The organism is Pseudomonas rhizosphaerae (assembly GCF_000761155.1).
Lineage (GTDB): Bacteria > Pseudomonadota > Gammaproteobacteria > Pseudomonadales > Pseudomonadaceae > Aquipseudomonas > Aquipseudomonas rhizosphaerae.
Genome location: NZ_CP009533.1, coordinates 4,460,647 through 4,476,410, shown reverse-complemented (window position 1 = coordinate 4,476,410; position 15,764 = coordinate 4,460,647). Strand labels below are relative to the sequence as shown.

The 15,764-nt window shown below is 62.4% G+C and carries 16 protein-coding genes and 1 tRNA gene; 11 read left to right on the top strand and 6 right to left on the bottom strand.

Annotated elements, in window-relative coordinates; all coding sequences use genetic code 11:
• The first annotated feature begins 4 nt into the window (after positions 1 to 4).
• From LT40_RS19870 to phrB, 3 genes are read left to right on the top strand one after another with little or no spacing between them, the layout of a single operon-like run.
• Positions 5 to 967, top strand: coding sequence for a YbgA family protein (locus LT40_RS19870; RefSeq protein WP_043192930.1), 963 nt, complete (start codon positions 5 to 7; stop codon positions 965 to 967).
• The gene (locus LT40_RS19865; protein ID WP_043192928.1) at positions 957 to 1,868 is read left to right on the top strand and encodes a MerR family transcriptional regulator; all 912 of its coding nucleotides are present in this window, start codon (positions 957 to 959) and stop codon (positions 1,866 to 1,868) included. The genes LT40_RS19870 and LT40_RS19865 overlap by 11 nt, the downstream gene beginning before the upstream one ends.
• Positions 1,869 to 1,888: 20 nt before the next feature.
• Positions 1,889 to 3,310, top strand: a complete 1,422-nt coding sequence (gene phrB, locus LT40_RS19860) for a deoxyribodipyrimidine photo-lyase (protein ID WP_043192925.1) — start codon at positions 1,889 to 1,891, stop codon at positions 3,308 to 3,310.
• A 73-nt stretch (positions 3,311 to 3,383) separates the two neighbouring features.
• Here phrB and LT40_RS19855 read toward each other — a convergent pair whose 3' ends face one another.
• The 6 genes from LT40_RS19855 to hemA form a co-directional block, all read right to left on the bottom strand.
• The gene (locus LT40_RS19855) at positions 3,384 to 3,902 is read right to left on the bottom strand and encodes an acyloxyacyl hydrolase (protein ID WP_043192923.1); all 519 of its coding nucleotides are present in this window, start codon (positions 3,900 to 3,902) and stop codon (positions 3,384 to 3,386) included.
• A gap of 115 nt (positions 3,903 to 4,017) precedes the next feature.
• Positions 4,018 to 4,809 (bottom strand): glutamate racemase, encoded by a 792-nt coding sequence (gene murI / locus LT40_RS19850; protein WP_043192921.1) that lies wholly within the window; start codon positions 4,807 to 4,809, stop codon positions 4,018 to 4,020.
• On the bottom strand, positions 4,802 to 5,557 hold the full coding sequence (locus tag LT40_RS19845) for a molybdopterin-synthase adenylyltransferase MoeB (protein ID WP_043192920.1): 756 nt from the start codon (positions 5,555 to 5,557) through the stop codon (positions 4,802 to 4,804). Before LT40_RS19845 ends, murI begins: the two co-directional genes overlap by 8 nt.
• Positions 5,551 to 6,381, bottom strand: coding sequence for a peptide chain release factor N(5)-glutamine methyltransferase (prmC, locus tag LT40_RS19840; protein ID WP_043192918.1), 831 nt, complete (start codon positions 6,379 to 6,381; stop codon positions 5,551 to 5,553). The genes LT40_RS19845 and prmC overlap by 7 nt, the downstream gene beginning before the upstream one ends.
• Positions 6,382 to 6,384: 3 nt before the next feature.
• Entirely contained in the window at positions 6,385 to 7,467 is a 1,083-nt protein-coding gene (gene prfA, locus LT40_RS19835) for a peptide chain release factor 1 (RefSeq protein WP_043192916.1), read from the bottom strand.
• Positions 7,464 to 8,741, bottom strand: coding sequence for a glutamyl-tRNA reductase (gene hemA, locus LT40_RS19830; RefSeq protein WP_043192914.1), 1,278 nt, complete (start codon positions 8,739 to 8,741; stop codon positions 7,464 to 7,466). The genes prfA and hemA overlap by 4 nt, the downstream gene beginning before the upstream one ends.
• Positions 8,742 to 8,905: 164 nt before the next feature.
• On the opposite strand from hemA, the gene LT40_RS19825 reads away from it, so the two are divergent.
• The 8 genes from LT40_RS19825 (at position 8,906) to ychF (ending at position 15,760) form a co-directional block, all read left to right on the top strand.
• The gene (locus LT40_RS19825) at positions 8,906 to 10,633 is read left to right on the top strand and encodes a tetratricopeptide repeat protein (protein ID WP_043192912.1); all 1,728 of its coding nucleotides are present in this window, start codon (positions 8,906 to 8,908) and stop codon (positions 10,631 to 10,633) included.
• 3 nt (positions 10,634 to 10,636) lie between these two features.
• On the top strand, positions 10,637 to 11,272 hold the full coding sequence (gene lolB, locus LT40_RS19820; RefSeq protein ID WP_043192910.1) for a lipoprotein insertase outer membrane protein LolB: 636 nt from the start codon (positions 10,637 to 10,639) through the stop codon (positions 11,270 to 11,272).
• A 16-nt stretch (positions 11,273 to 11,288) separates the two neighbouring features.
• Positions 11,289 to 12,134: a 4-(cytidine 5'-diphospho)-2-C-methyl-D-erythritol kinase gene (ispE, locus tag LT40_RS19815; protein WP_043193855.1), complete on the top strand. Its 846-nt coding sequence runs from the start codon at positions 11,289 to 11,291 to the stop codon at positions 12,132 to 12,134.
• Between the two features lie 38 nt (positions 12,135 to 12,172).
• A tRNA-Gln gene (locus tag LT40_RS19810) sits at positions 12,173 to 12,247 on the top strand.
• 47 nt (positions 12,248 to 12,294) lie between these two features.
• On the top strand, positions 12,295 to 13,236 hold the full coding sequence (locus tag LT40_RS19805) for a ribose-phosphate pyrophosphokinase (protein ID WP_043192909.1): 942 nt from the start codon (positions 12,295 to 12,297) through the stop codon (positions 13,234 to 13,236).
• Between the two features lie 138 nt (positions 13,237 to 13,374).
• Positions 13,375 to 13,980, top strand: coding sequence for a 50S ribosomal protein L25/general stress protein Ctc (locus tag LT40_RS19800; RefSeq protein ID WP_043192906.1), 606 nt, complete (start codon positions 13,375 to 13,377; stop codon positions 13,978 to 13,980).
• 73 nt (positions 13,981 to 14,053) lie between these two features.
• Positions 14,054 to 14,638 (top strand): aminoacyl-tRNA hydrolase, encoded by a 585-nt coding sequence (pth, locus tag LT40_RS19795; RefSeq protein WP_043192904.1) that lies wholly within the window; start codon positions 14,054 to 14,056, stop codon positions 14,636 to 14,638.
• A gap of 21 nt (positions 14,639 to 14,659) precedes the next feature.
• Entirely contained in the window at positions 14,660 to 15,760 is a 1,101-nt protein-coding gene (gene ychF / locus LT40_RS19790) for a redox-regulated ATPase YchF (protein ID WP_043192902.1), read from the top strand.
• Positions 15,761 to 15,764 lie beyond the last annotated feature (4 nt).

Genomic DNA, 15,764 nt, shown 5'->3' with positions numbered 1-15,764 from the left:
CGTCATGCAAGAGCCCAGTGTCAGCAAACCCAAGATCGGCATCAGCGCCTGCCTGCTCGGTGCGCCGGTGCGCTACAACGCCGGGCACAAGGAGTCGCGCTGGTGCAGCCGGATTCTGGTCGAGCATTTCGAGTTCGTCCCGGTCTGCCCCGAAGTCGCCATTGGCCTGGGTACGCCGCGCGAACCGATTCGCCTGGTTGGCGACAAGGATCACACCCAGGCAGTGGGCACTGTGCATCCCGACATCAACGTCACCGCACCGCTGGCCGCTTACGGCGAACAGATGGCGGGTGAGCTGACCGACCTCTGTGGCTACATCTTCATGCAGAAGTCGCCCTCCTGCGGCCTGGAGCGCGTGAAGATCTACCGCGACAACGGTGCTCCCCAGCGCGAAGGCGGCCGAGGCATTTATGCACAGGCATTCTGCGCACGCCATCCGGACCTGCCGGTGGAAGAAGAAGGTCGCCTGTGCGACCCGGTACTGCGGGAAAATTTCCTGGTGCGCGTGGGCGCCTATGCCCAGTGGCAGGCGCTGCTGGCCGGCGGCCTGACGCCGCGCGCCTTGATGGAATTTCATTCGCGCTTCAAATACCAGCTAATGGCCAACCACCCGCTGCAGTACAAGGTGCTGGGCAAATTGCTGGGTAGCATGGGCCGTGGCGATGCCGAGCAGGTCGGTCCGCGTTATTTCAGCGAACTGATGCAGGCACTCAAACGCTGCGCCACACGCGGCACCCACAGCAATGTGCTGCAGCACATCAGCGGCTACCTCAAGCGTGACATCGATGCGCAGGACAAGCAGGAACTGCAACAGCTGATCAATCAATACCGCGAAGGCATCGTTCCACTGGTAGTGCCGATGACGCTGCTCAAGCACCTGTTCCGCATTCATCCGGACCCTTACATCGCTCAGCAGACCTACTTGCAGCCTCATCCTGAAAACCTGAGCCTGCGCAATGCCATCTGAGACCAACGGCACCGACTGGCTGCCGATCCGCGAAGTCACCCGGCAAACCGGTGTGCACCCCGTCACCCTGCGCGCCTGGGAGCGGCGTTATGGCCTGATCGTGCCGCACCGCACGGCCAAGGGTCATCGCCTGTACGACGCCGCGCAGATTGCACGCATCCATCATGTATTGACCTGGCTCAACCGCGGCGTGGCCGTCAGCCAGGTCAAACAGTTGCTCGATGCTCCCCGCGATGCGCAGCCCGAGGTCCAGAACGACTGGCAGCAACTGCGTCAGACGCTGGCCCAGGCCATTGCAGACATGGCCGAACGCCCGCTGGATGATCTGTTCAACCAGGCAATGGCCCTGTATCCCCCAGCGACCCTGTGCGAGCAGTTGCTGCTGCCGCTGCTGAACGACCTCGAGCAGCGTTGGGCAGGCCAATTCGGCGCGCAGATGCAACGGGTGTTTTTCCATGGCTGGCTGCGCAGCAAGCTGGGTGCGCGGATCTATCACAACAACCGCCAGCTGAGCGGCGCGCCCGTGGTGCTGGTCAATCAGGCCGATGTTACCCCGGATCCTTACCTGTGGCTGGGCGCATGGCTGATCAGCAGTAGCGATTGCCCGGTCCAGGTGTTCGACGCGCCACTCCCAGCCGGCGAATTGGCCCTGGCGTGCGACAAGCTGCAAGCGCGTGCCCTGCTGGTCTACGCCGACAAGGCGCTCAACCTGGCAACCCTGGGCCGGCTGCTGGTGGGCTGCGCCTGCCCCAAGTGGCTGGTGGGCTCGGCTGTGCTCATCCACCGCGCCGCCGCAGGCGACGCCTCCTCTCCCATTGCCGACCTGCACCTGGCGACCGATCCGTTGCACGCCCAGCAATTGCTGCAGGCGTCCGGCGTATTGGCCGACCGGCAACCCTGAATCCGAACGATGAGGCCCCCATGCAATTGATCTGGCTGCGCAGCGACCTGCGAGTGCACGACAACCCCGCCCTGGCAGCTGCCTGCGAGCAGGGCCCGACCCTGGCCGTGTTCTTGCTGAGCCCCAAGCAATGGCTTGCGCACGACGACTCGCCGAACAAGGTCGATTTCTGGCTGCGCAATCTCAAGGAACTCAGTGCCAGCCTCAAGGCCTTGCACATCCCACTGCTGCTGCGTGAAGCGGACACCTGGGACAAGGCACCCAAGGTGATCGCCGCGCTGTGCGCCGAACACAAGATCGAGGCCGTGCATTGCAACGACGAGTTCGGCGTCAATGAAAACCGCCGCGACGAAGCAGTGGAGGCAGCGCTAAAAAAGGCGGATATCCCTCTGCATCGCTATCTGGACCAAGCGCTGTTCACGCCCGGCAGCGTACTGACCAAGGGCGGCACCTACTTTCAGGTGTTCAGCCAGTTCCGCAAGGTCTGCTACGAGCGCCTGCATCAGTCCGTTCCGGCCCTGGCGAAAAAACCCCGTGCGCAAAAGCCGGTGCACGTCGCCGCCGACAAGGTACCCGATCAGGTCAAGGGTTTCACCACACCCGACGAGGCGCTGCGCAAGTTGTGGCCGGCTGGCGAGAAGGAAGCACACAAGCGCCTGGACACCTTCACCGACCAGCCGATCGAAGACTACAAGGTCGAGCGTGACCTACCGGCGCACCCGGGGACCAGCCAGATTTCGGCCTACCTGACGTCGGGCGTGGTTTCGCCGCGCCAGTGCCTGCATGCCGCGCTCAATGCCAACCGTGGAGAATTCGAGAGCGGCAACGTTGGCGCCGTGACGTGGATCGGCGAGATCATCTGGCGCGAGTTCTACCGGCACATCATGGTCGGCTACCCGCGCGTGTCGATGCACCGGCCGTTTCGCGAGGAATACGAAGCCCTGCCCTGGCGCAATGCGCCCAGCGAGCTGCAAGCATGGAAGGAAGGCCGTACCGGCATTCCCATCGTCGATGCGGCGATGCGCCAACTGGTGTCCACCGGCTGGATGCACAACCGTCTGCGCATGATCACCGCGATGTTCCTGAGCAAAAACCTGCTGATCGACTGGCGCGAAGGCGAGCGGTTCTTCATGCAGCACCTGATCGACGGCGACCTGTGCTCCAACAATGGCGGTTGGCAATGGAGCGCATCCACGGGCACCGACTCAGTGCCGTACTTCCGTATCTTCAATCCAGTCAGCCAGTCGCAGCGGTTCGACGAGCAAGGCGTGTTTCTCAAGCAGTGGCTGCCCGAGCTGGAAGGATTGGATCGCAAGCAGGTCCATGCACCGACCGCCGACGCACTCAAGCAAAGCGGCTATCCCCGCCCCATCGTGGACCTGAAAGAGGGACGCGCGCGCGCCTTGGCAGCATTCAAGAATCTGCCACGCAAAGCCAAATAGGAAGGGTGTCGAGAATACGATCGCGGGCAGAAGGCTCTGCCCGCGCGACGGCCGATGACGGCCGGGGGAACGGTTACAACGGCATGCGGTAGTTCAGGGTGTAGGCTTCGATACCATCGTTCGGCTCTTTGATGCCGGCGTTGGAGTAGTGAATCGCTCTCACGCCCAGCTCATGGCCGCCACCGAAGCGCACGCCTGCGCCGATGCGGTCTTCGAAGTTGAACGAGGAGCCCAGCTTGTTGCCTTCGATCTGGGTGTGAGCGAAAGCCGCAACGCCGATGCCGGCCTCGATGTAGGGCTTGATCGAGCCGCCGCCGAATTCGTAGACAAATACCGGAGCGAACGACAGGCTGTGGTTGTCCTTGAAGTCCTTGCCATCCCAGTAGGTATAGCCGGCGTCCCAGTAACCGGTCAGGCGACCGACGTCGGTCTGGAACCAGCTCTTGTCCCAATTGGATTGCAGGCCGATGCGATAGACCTGGGACGACTCGCCCGTTTCACCCGCGGAAAACGACAGGTCAGCCGCGTTCGCGGTCACCGATTGCCCCAACATCAAGGCTGCAATCGCAGCCAAACTGAACAGTCTCATCATGAGAAACATCCCACCAAATGCGGTTGTAAGAATTTTTGTCAAAAAAATGAACAAGCTATGGAATCGAAGTTGGCACGTAAGTTCAGCGTTACACATCGATTCTTTCACATTTTTTTTACAACGTGAATAGGTGCACGTTGTCTGAGAAATTCCTCAGCTTCGGTAGGACATTTCGGAAAGTATCTACGGATCCGCTGGTCCAGAACCGTGCAGGTTTCGCAGCGCCCTCGTTCAGCAGATTACCGGCGCTCAACAATCGCTGCAGCTGACGCGCCACGGCGGCGCCGGTATCCACCAGCACCACGTCGGCCGGGACCATTTCGGTCAGCAGCGGCTTCAAGAAAGGGTAATGCGTGCAGCCTAGAATCAAGGTATCGCAGCCAGCGTCGAGCAACGGCTGCACATAGCCTTGCAGCAGCAGACGCAGCGCCGGACTGCGCAGGTCGCCGGTTTCGATCAGCTCGACCAGGCCGGGGCAAGGCTGCGTGATGACCTGCACCTCGTTGGCGAAGCGATCGAGCAATGCCACGAATTTGGCGCTGCGCAAGGTGCCAGTGGTTGCCAGCACACCGACGATGCCGCTGCGTGTGGCCGCCGCAGCGGGCTTCACCGCAGGCTCCATGCCGACGATCGGCCAGTCAGGGTACCGTTCGCGCAGATCCGCGACGGCCGCGACCGTGGCCGTGTTACAGGCCAGTACCAAGGTCTTGGCGCCCTGCCCACGGAAGAACTGCGCCACCTTGGCGCAACGCTCGCGAATGAATTCCGGAGACTTTTCACCATAGGGCATGTGGCCGGTGTCGGCCACGTACAGCAGGGATTCGCGGGGCAGCAGGCGTTCGATCTCACCCAGTACCGACAAGCCGCCGACGCCGGAATCGAACACGCCTACCGGCGCTTCAGACATGTCGCGCGCTGCAGACCGGACACTTGGGATCGCGCTTGACCCGCATTTCACGGAAATGCGTGCCCAATGCATCGATCAACAACAGTCGCCCCACCAGCGCGTCGCCAAACTGCGCCAGCAGTTTCAATGCTTCGAGTGCCTGCAGGCTGCCGACCAACCCCACCAACGGGCCGACCACACCGGCCTCGCTGCAGGTCAACTCGGCATCGCTGCCCTCTCCGTACAGACAGTGGTAGCAGGGGCTTTCCGGACGCCGCGGGTCGAACACCGAGAGCTGCCCTTCCAGACGAATCGCAGCGCCACTGACCAGCGGCTTTCCAGCGGCAAAGCAGGCGGCATTCACCGCCTGGCGCGTAGCGAAGTTGTCGGAGCAGTCGAGCACCAGGTCGACGGCGGCAACTGCCGCACTCAACGAGTCCTCATCCAGCGCACTGCGATGGGCGACCAGATCGATCTCGGGATTGATCGCACTCAAGCGGGCAATGGCCGAGTCGACTTTGGTCTCCCCGATCGAGGCGCTGTCGTGCAGGACCTGGCGTTGCAGGTTGGTCACATCGACCGTATCGAAGTCCGCCAGGTGCAGCTCGCCGACACCCGCAGCGGCCAGGTACATCGCCACTGGCGAACCCAACCCACCCAGGCCGACGATCAGTGCCCGACTGTTCTTGAGCCGTAGCTGGCCTTCGATGTCGACCTGCGACAGCAGCACCTGGCGGCTGTAGCGCAGAAGCTCCTGGTCGGTCAGCACAGCAGCCGCCCGAGCGTGATGCGCTCGTGACCGCCGAGGTCGATACGGCTTTCGATCTGCTCGAAATCGTGTTGTGCGAGCAGTTCACGGACCGCCGGCGCCTGGTCGTAGCCATGCTCGAGCAACAGCCAGCCGCCCGCCTGCAAGTACGCCGGGGCCTGACCAATGATCAGGCGCAGGTCGTCGAGGCCGTCCTCGCCTGCCACCAGCGCGCTGGCCGGTTCGAAACGCACGTCACCGGCACTCAGGTGAGGGTCGGCACTGGCGATGTACGGCGGGTTGCTCACGATCAGGTCGAAGCGCTCGCCTTGCAGGGCGCTGAACCAGTGACTCTCCAGCACCCGGGCGTTGCCCAGGTTCAGGCGCACCCGGTTGCGTTCGGCCAGAGCCACGGCTTCGGCAACGCGGTCGACCGCGGTGACTTGCCAGGCACTGCATTCATGGGCCAGGGCCAGGGCGATCGCGCCGCTGCCCGTACCCAGGTCGAGTACCCGCGCCGAGTGTGTCGGCAGCAACTGCACCGCAGCCTCCACCAGCAGCTCGGTCTCGGGACGCGGGATCAAGGTGTGCGCGGCCACTTCAAGGTCGAGCTTCCAGAAACCTTGCTGGCCGAGGATATAGGCCACCGGCTCGCCGGCCTGGCGACGGCGGATGAATGCGGCAAAGGCAGTGGCCGCTTCGCTGGGCACGATGCGCTCGGGCCAGGTGTGCAGGTAGCTGCGCGACTTGCCCAGCGCGGCGGCCAGCAACAGCTCGATATCGAGGCGTGCGGTGGGTGACTCGGGCAGTTCCACGGCGCGCAGCAGACTGGCAATGATGGTCATGTTCTATTCACCCAACGCGGCCAACTGATCGGCCTGGTATTCAGCCAGAAGCGGCTCTATCACTGCATCGACCCCACCGGCCAAAACTTCATCCAGACAGTACAGGGTCAGGTTGACGCGATGGTCGGTCACCCGGCCCTGGGGAAAGTTGTAGGTGCGGATGCGCTCGGAACGGTCGCCCGAACCCACCAGCAGCTTGCGCTCGCTGGCGATGGCATTAGCCGCGGCGCTGCTCTGCATGTCGTTGAGCTTGGCCGACAACCAGCTCATGGCGCGGGCGCGGTTCTTGTGCTGCGAACGTTCTTCCTGGCACTCCACCACGATGCCGGTCGGCAAGTGGGTGATGCGGATCGCCGAATCGGTCTTGTTGACGTGCTGGCCGCCGGCGCCGGAGGAACGGTAAGTGTCCACGCGCAGGTCGGCCGGATTGATCTCGATGGCGACTTGCTCGTCCGGCTCGGGCAACACCGCGACCGTGCAGGCCGAGGTATGGATACGGCCCTGGGACTCGGTCTCCGGCACGCGCTGGACCCGGTGCGCCCCGGACTCGAACTTGAGCTTGCCGTAGACGCTGTCGCCCTCGACACGGGCAATGACTTCCTTGTAGCCGCCGTGCTCGCCTTCGTTTTCCGAAAGAATTTCCAGGCGCCAGCCGCGGCGTTCGGCGTAGCGCGAATACATGCGAAACAGGTCGCCGGAGAAGATCGCCGCTTCATCGCCACCGGTACCGGCGCGGATTTCGAGGAACACGTTGCGGCCGTCGTTGGGGTCCTTGGGCAGGAGCATGCGCTGCAGCGCGCCTTCCAACTGCACCAGCTGTTCGCGAGCTTCACGCACCTCCTCGGCCGCCATCTCGCGCATGTCCGGGTCGTTGTCCTTGAGCAGCGCCTGTGCGCCCTCCAGGTCAGCCATCACCTTGGTCCATTGCTGGTAACCCAGCACCACAGGTTCGACTTCGGCGTATTCCTTGGAGTAGGCACGGAAACGGGTTTGCTCGGAAATGACTTCGGCGTCGCCCAGCAAGGCGGTCAATTCCTCGAATCGGTCCTGGATCGTGTCCAGTTTATTGAGCAGGGACGCTTTCATTGCGGCGGTTTATCCGTTGAGCCCTCGTTGAGGGCAAAGAGTTCCTGGGCCATGGCCAGCGCATCGATGCGGCCTTCGGCAGAGAGCTTTTTCATGTGCACACTGGGCGCGTGCAGCAACTTGTTGGTCAGGCCCCGGGCCAGTTGCGCGAGCACTTCTTCGGCATTGCCGCCGTTGGCCAGCAGGCGCATGGCCTTCTGCAACTCCTCGTCGCGCAGGCGCTCGCCTTGCTGGCGGTAGGCCTTGAGCACATCCACGGCTGCCAGCTCGCGCAGGCGCAGCATGAAGTCGTCGGCGCCCACGCTCACCAGTTCTTCGGCGGCCTGGGCGGCACCCTGGCGGCTTTTCAGGTTCTCGGCAACCACTTCGTGCAGGTCATCGACGGTATAGAGGTAGACGTCGTCCAGTTCGCCAACCTCGGGTTCGATGTCCCGTGGCACGGCAATATCGACCATGAAGATGGGCTTGTGCTTGCGCAGCTTGAGCGCGCTTTCGACCGCACCCTTGCCCAGGATCGGCAACTGGCTGGCGGTGGAACTGATCACGATGTCGCTGTTGACCAGCTCCTGGGGAATGTCGGAAAGCAGCACTGCATGGGCGCCGAACTGCGCGGCCAGGGTGCTCGCGCGTTCCAGTGTCCGGTTGGCCACCACGATGCGCTTGACCCCCTGTTCGTGCAGATGGCGTGCGACCAGGGTAATGGTTTCGCCCGCGCCGATCAGCAATGCCTGGCTGCGAGCCAGGTCGCTGAAGATCTGCTTGGCCAGGCTGACGGCGGCAAAGGCCACCGAAACCGGGTTTTCGCCGATCGCGGTGTCGGTGCGTACTTGCTTGGCGGCGCTGAAGGTGGCCTGGAACAGACGCCCGAGCAGTGGCCCGATGGTGCCAGCCTCGCGCGCCACGGCGTAGGCGGATTTCATCTGCCCCAGGATCTGCGGCTCGCCCAGCACCAGCGAATCGAGCCCCGACGCGACGCGCATCATGTGACGAACAGCCGCATCTTCTTCGTGCACATAAGCGCTCGCGCGCAGCTCTTCGACGTTCAAACGGTGGTAATCGGCAAGCCAGCGCAGCACGGCATCGGCGGTCAGGTGGTCCTGCTCGATGTACAGCTCGCTGCGATTGCAGGTCGAGAGGATCGCGGCCTCGCGGCTGTCGGTCAGCCGGCAAAGCTGCTGCAGGGCCTCTACCAGCTGCTCCGGGGTAAACGCCACGCGCTCGCGCACGTCGACCGAAGCAGTCTTATGGTTGATGCCGAGGGCGAGAAAGGCCATTCAAGGTCGCTGATGATGTCGAGAAGCCGGTAATTGTCCTACTTCGTCCGGCCCAGAACAACCACCGCTATCTATTGTCCTAATAGGCAACCTCGAGTTATGGGTTTGACCTGTGGCTTGTGTCATGATGATCCGACCGCAGGTAAGCCGCCAAAATCCCCTCTATGAATAGAACCTCCACGTTGCTCCTCGCCTTCGCCTTGCTGCAGGGCTGCCAGTCCTGGCCGTCCAGAGAGCAGGCGGTTCCGGCTCCCGTGGCGCAGCCGGCGCCCGCGCCGGACGAGGCGCCCAAGGTCTACGGCTCGTTCAGCGAGGAAACCGTGTTCAGCCTGCTCAGTGCGGAGCTGGCCGGGCAGCGTGATCGTTTCGATCTGGCGCTGGGCAACTACGTCACCCAGGCCCGCAAGACCCAAGATGCTGGCATTTCCGAGCGCGCCTTCCGCATCGCCGAGTACCTGGGCGCCGATCAACCGGCGCTGGAAACCGCGCTGCTGTGGGCCCGCAATGCACCCGCCGATCTCGATGCCCAACGCGCTGCCGCCATCCAGCTGGCGCGCAACGGCAGGTACGACGAGTCGCTGGTGTACATGGAGAAGGTCCTGCAGGGTCAGGGCGACACCCACTTCGACTTTCTCGCGCTGTCGGCCGCCGACACCGATGAAAACACCCGACGTGGCCTGCTGCAGAGTTTCGAGCGCTTGCTCGGCAAGTATCCCGGCAATGGCCAGCTGATCTTCGGCAAGGCCCTGCTGCTGCAACAGGACGGCAACACCGAAGGCGCCCTCGCCCTGCTCGAAGACAACCCGCCGCAGGAAGGCGAGATCGCTCCGATCCTGCTGCGCGCACGCCTGCTGGCCGCGCTGGACCGTGGCAGCGAAGCCATGCCGCTGCTCGAAAAGAACCTCAAGAAGATCCCCGACGACAAGCGATTGCGCCTGACCTACGCGCGCATGCTGGTCGAGCAGAACCGCATGGACGACGCCAAGGTGCAGTTCGCCATCCTGGTTCAGCAATACCCCGACGACGACGAACTGCGCTACTCGCTGGCACTGGTCTGCCTGGAAGGCAAGGCGTGGGATGAAGCCTACAACTACCTGCAACAGCTGGTGGAGCGTGGCAGTCATGTCGATTCCGCCCACTTGAACCTGGGCCGCATCGCCGAAGAACGTGGCGACCCGCAGGCGGCCCTCGATGAATATGCACAAGTCGGCATCGGCACCGACTACCTGCCCGCACAGCTGCGCCAGGCCGATATCCTGATCGCCAATGGCCGCGCCGACGAAGCATCGCGACGCCTGGCCGAGGCTCGCGATGCCCAGCCCGACTACGCGATCCAGCTCTACCTGATCGAAGCCGAAACCCTGGCCAACAACGACAAGACCCAATCCGCCTGGTTGGTACTGCAGAACGCCATCAAGCAGAATCCGGATGATCTGAACCTGCTGTACACCCGCTCGATGCTGGCTGAAAAGCGCAACGACCTGGTGCAGATGGAAAAGGATCTGCGGGCCATCCTGGCGCGCGAGCCGGACAACGCCATGGCGCTCAATGCCCTGGGCTACACATTGTCCGACCGCACCAACCGCTTCGAGGAAGCCCGCGTGCTGATTGAGCGGGCCCACCGGATCAACCCGGAAGATCCGGCCGTGCTGGACAGCCTGGGCTGGGTCAATTATCGCCTGGGCAACCTCGACGACGCCGAGCGCTATCTGCGCAGCGCCCTGGAACGTTTTCCAGACCACGAAGTGGCGGCCCACCTGGGCGAAGTGCTGTGGGCCAACGGCAAGCAGCGCGAAGCCCGCAAAGTCTGGGGCGCGGCCCTGCAAGAACAACCCGACAGCCCTATTCTGCGCAGCACCATCCTGCGCCTGACCGGATCAGAGAATCTTTAATCCATGCCTTTGCGTCCTACCTCCTACATGCGTCACCTGCTGGTTGCTTCCTTCATTGCCGTGCTCACCGGCTGCGCCGGCATGGGTTCCCACGAAGCCCTGCAGGGCCAGGGCAACCCCCAGCAGTGGCAAGCCCACAAGCAACAGCTGACCCAGCTCGACGGCTGGGAGATCAACGGCAAGATCGGCATTCGCGCACCCAAGGACTCGGGTTCCGGCACCCTGTACTGGCTGCAGCGCCAGGACTACTACGACATTCGTCTGTCCGGCCCATTGGGGCGTGGCGCGGCGCGCCTGACCGGACGTCCGGGCGATGTCAGCCTGGAGGTGGCCAACCAGGGCCGCTACCAGGCGACCACCCCCGAAGAGTTGCTGGAACAGCAACTGGGCTGGAAGCTGCCGGTGTCGCACCTGTCGTGGTGGGTACGTGGCCTGCCTGCGCCCGACAGCAAGAGCCAGTTGACCCTGGACGGCAACAGCCGCCTCGCAGGCCTGACGCAGGATGGCTGGAGCGTCGAATACCTGAGCTATGCCGAACAGAACGGCTACTGGCTGCCCGAGCGCATCAAGCTGCATGGCCAGGACCTGGACGTGACCCTAGTGGTCAAGGATTGGCAGCCACGCCGGTTGGGGCAGTAACGTGAACGAAGGCACCATGAACCCTACGCTCACCCTGCCCGCCCCCGCCAAGCTCAACCTGATGCTGCACATTCTGGGGCGTCGCCCGGACGGCTATCACGAGTTGCAGACGCTGTTCCAGTTTCTGGACCATGGCGACGAGCTGGACTTTGCCTTGCGCACCGACGGTGTGGTGCAGCTGCATACCGAGATTGCCGACGTGCCCCACGACAGCAACCTCATCGTCAAGGCCGCGCGGCAGTTGCAGGCACTGACCGGCACGACCCTGGGCGCCGACATCTGGCTGCGCAAGGTGCTGCCCATGGGCGGCGGCATCGGCGGTGGCAGCTCCGACGCCGCTACCACCCTGCTGGGCCTGAACCACCTGTGGCAGACCGGCTGCAGCGAAGATCAGCTCGCGCAACTGGGCCTGTGCCTGGGTGCAGACGTGCCGGTATTCGTTCGCGGCCACGCCGCGTTTGCCGAGGGCGTGGGCGAGAAACTGACCCCGGTCGAACTGCCCGAACCCTGGTTCCTCGTGCTCGTGCCGCAAGTCTCTGTAAGTACAGCGGAAATTTTTTCGGATCCGTTGTTGACACGTGACTCGGCGCCCATTAAAGTGCGCCCCGTTCTTGAGGGAAACAGTCGTAATGACTGCCAGCCAGTAGTAGAGCGTCGTTACCCAGATGTACGTAACGCACTGAATTTGCTCAACAAATTCACTGAAGCTCGGCTAACAGGCACTGGAAGTTGTGTGTTTGGGGCCTTCCCAAGCAAAGCGGAAGCTGATAGAGTTTCGCACCTTCTTGCAGACACCCTTTCAGGGTTCGTGGCCAAGGGAAGCAACGTTTCGATGTTGCATCGCAAGCTGCAAAGTCTGTAACAGGAAACGAGTGCTGGGCACTCGGAGTTTCAAGCTACAGGGGCGTCGCCAAGCGGTAAGGCAGCAGGTTTTGATCCTGCCATGCGTTGGTTCGAATCCAGCCGCCCCTGCCATATTCCTATACTCATCCAGGTATACCCTCAGCCGGCAGGTACTGCGCGTGTCCAAGATGATGGTCTTTGCGGGGAATTCAAACCCCGATCTGGCTCGACGCGTAGTGCGTCAGCTGCATATCCCTCTCGGTGATGTCTCCGTCAGCAAGTTTTCCGATGGTGAAATCAGTACCGAGATCAATGAAAACGTCCGCGGTAAAGACGTCTTCATTATCCAGCCTACATGTGCGCCGACCAACGATAACCTGATGGAACTAGTGCTGATGGCTGATGCCTTCCGCCGCTCCTCGGCTTCGCGAATCACCGCCGTGATCCCCTACTTCGGCTACGCTCGGCAAGACCGCCGTCCGCGCTCTGCCCGTGTGGCAATCAGCGCCAAGGTCGTAGCCGACATGCTGACCGTGGTGGGTATCGACCGTGTCCTCACCGTCGATCTTCACGCCGACCAGATTCAAGGTTTCTTCGATATCCCGGTAGATAACATCTACGGTTCCCCGGTTCTGGTGGACGATATCGAAGACCAGCGCTTCGAGAACCTGATGATCGTTTCCCCCGACATTGGTGGCGTCGTGCGTGCACGGGCCGTAGCCAAGTCGCTGGGTGTTGACCTGGGTATCATCGACAAGCGCCGCGAAAAGGCCAACCACTCCGAAGTGATGCACATCATCGGTGATGTCGAAGGTCGCACCTGTATCCTGGTCGACGACATGGTCGATACCGCCGGCACCCTGTGCCACGCGGCCAAGGCCTTGAAAGAACATGGCGCGGCGAAGGTGTTCGCCTATTGCACCCACCCGGTTCTGTCGGGTCGTGCGATCGAGAACATCGAGAAATCCGTGCTGGACGAGCTGGTGGTGACCAACACCATCCCGCTGTCCGCAGCCGCACAAGCCTGTGGGCGTATCCGTCAACTGGATATCGCTCCGGTTGTTGCCGAGGCGATGCGTCGCATCAGCAACGAAGAATCGATCAGCGCGATGTTCCGCTGAGGGCCCTGCCCTTCGCAAACATTGCTCTGACGAAAAGCGCCCCGGCCCGACACTCTTGTCGGGCCGGGGCTTTTTTGCCCGTATCGCCTTGGCGCTGGTCGCAAACGCTGGGCGAACGTGGTTATTTTGGAGAAACACATGAACGATTTTACTTTGAATGCCGAAGCGCGTTCCGACCTGGGGAAAGGTGCGAGCCGCCGCCTGCGTCGTCTCGCCAGCCTGGTTCCAGCTGTTGTCTACGGTGGCGACAAAGCCCCTGAGTCCATCAGCATGCTGGCCAAGGAAGTTGCCAAACTGCTCGAAAACGAGGCTGCCTTCAGCCACGTGATCGAACTGAACGTTGGCGGCACCAAGCAGAACGTCCTGATCAAGGCACTGCAGCGTCACCCAGCCAAGGGTCACGTCCTGCACGCTGACTTCGTACGCGTGATCGCCGGCCAGAAACTGACCGCCATCGTGCCTCTGCACTTCATGAACCAGGAACCAGCAGTCAAGAAAGGCGGCGAGATCTCGCACACCGAGACCGAGCTGGAAGTGACCTGCCTGCCGAAAGACCTGCCTGAGTTCATCGAAGTCGACATGGCTGACGCTGAAATCGGCACCATCATCCACCTGTCCGACCTGAAGGCTCCGCAAGGCGTCGAATTCGTGGCACTGGCTCATGGTACCGACCTGGCAGTTGCCAACGTCCACGCTCCGCGTATCGTTGCCGACGAAGAAACCGAAGAAGGCGCTGCCGAGTAATTTCACTCGCACGCCGAGCTGTGGATGACGCCCTCGGGTGTCGTCCACGACTCGACAAGGAAGAGCCCCTGCCGTGACCGCCATACAACTGATCGTTGGCCTGGGTAACCCCGGCCCCGAATACGAACAGACCCGGCATAACGCAGGGGCTCTTTTCGTTGAGCGCATCGCCCAGGCACACCGTGTGAACCTGGTTGCCGATCGCAAATATTTCGGCCTGACGGCGCGTTTCAGCCATCAGGGCCATGACGTTCGCCTGTTGATCCCCACCACCTACATGAACCGCAGCGGTCAATCCGTCGCAGCGATGGCGAATTTCTTTCGCATACCGCCGCAAGCGATCCTGGTGGCCCACGACGAACTCGACCTGCCCCCCGGCGTCGCCAAGCTTAAACTGGGCGGCGGGCACGGCGGGCACAACGGCCTGCGCGACATCATCGCGCAGCTCGGCAATGACAACGGCTTTCACCGCCTGCGGCTTGGCATCGGCCACCCGGGTGACAGCAAGTTGGTGTCCAATTTCGTGCTTGGCCGCGCCCCGCGCGCCGAACAGGAAAAACTGGATGCCAGTATCGATTTTGCCCTCGGTGTGCTGCCGGATATCTTCGCCGGCGAGTGGAATCGCGCGATGAAAAACCTGCACAGCCAAAAGGCCTGACTCTTCGAAGAGGGATTCACCATGGGATTCAACTGCGGCATCGTCGGCCTGCCCAACGTCGGCAAGTCCACTCTGTTCAACGCCTTGACCAAATCCGGGATTGCGGCCGAGAACTTCCCGTTCTGCACCATCGAGCCCAACAGTGGCATCGTGCCAATGCCCGATGCGCGCCTGGAAGCCCTGGCCGCCATCGTCAATCCCAAGCGCGTGCTGCCGACCACCATGGAGTTCGTCGACATCGCAGGCCTGGTGGCTGGCGCTTCGAAAGGTGAAGGCCTGGGCAACAAGTTCCTGGCCAACATCCGCGAGACCGACGCCATCGCCCACGTGGTGCGCTGCTTCGAAGACGAGAACGTGATCCACGTTTCCAACAGCGTCGACCCCAAGCGCGACATCGAGATCATCGACCTGGAGCTGATCTTTGCCGACCTCGACAGCTGCGAGAAGCAGTTGCAGAAGGTTGCGCGCAACGCCAAGGGTGGTGACAAGGACGCCGTGGTGCAGAAGGGCCTGCTGGAGCAGTTGATTGCCCACTTCACCCTGGGCAAGCCGGCCCGTAGCCTGATGAAGAACATGGGCAACGACGAGAAAGCCGTCATTCGCGGCTTCCACCTGCTGACCACCAAACCGGTGATGTACATCGCCAACGTCGCCGAAGACGGCTTCGAGAACAACCCGCTGCTGGACGTGGTGCGGGTGATTGCCGAAGAAGAAGGCGCGATCGTGGTGCCGGTGTGCAACAAGATCGAAGCCGAAATCGCCGAGCTCGACGACGGCGAAGAGAAGGACATGTTCCTCGAGGCCCTGGGCCTGGAAGAACCCGGCCTGAACCGCGTGATCCGCGCCGGCTACGACCTGCTCAACCTGCAGACCTACTTCACTGCCGGCGTCGAAGAAGTTCGCGCCTGGACCGTGAAGATCGGCGCCACCGCCCCCCAGGCTGCCGGCGTGATCCACACCGACTTCGAAAAAGGCTTCATCCGCGCCGAAGTCATCGCCTACAACGACTTCATCCAGTACAACGGCGAAGCCGGTACCAAGGAAGCCGGCAAATGGCGCCTGGAAGGCAAGGAATACATCGTCAAGGACGGTGACGTGATGCACTTCCGCTTCAACGTCTGAGCAA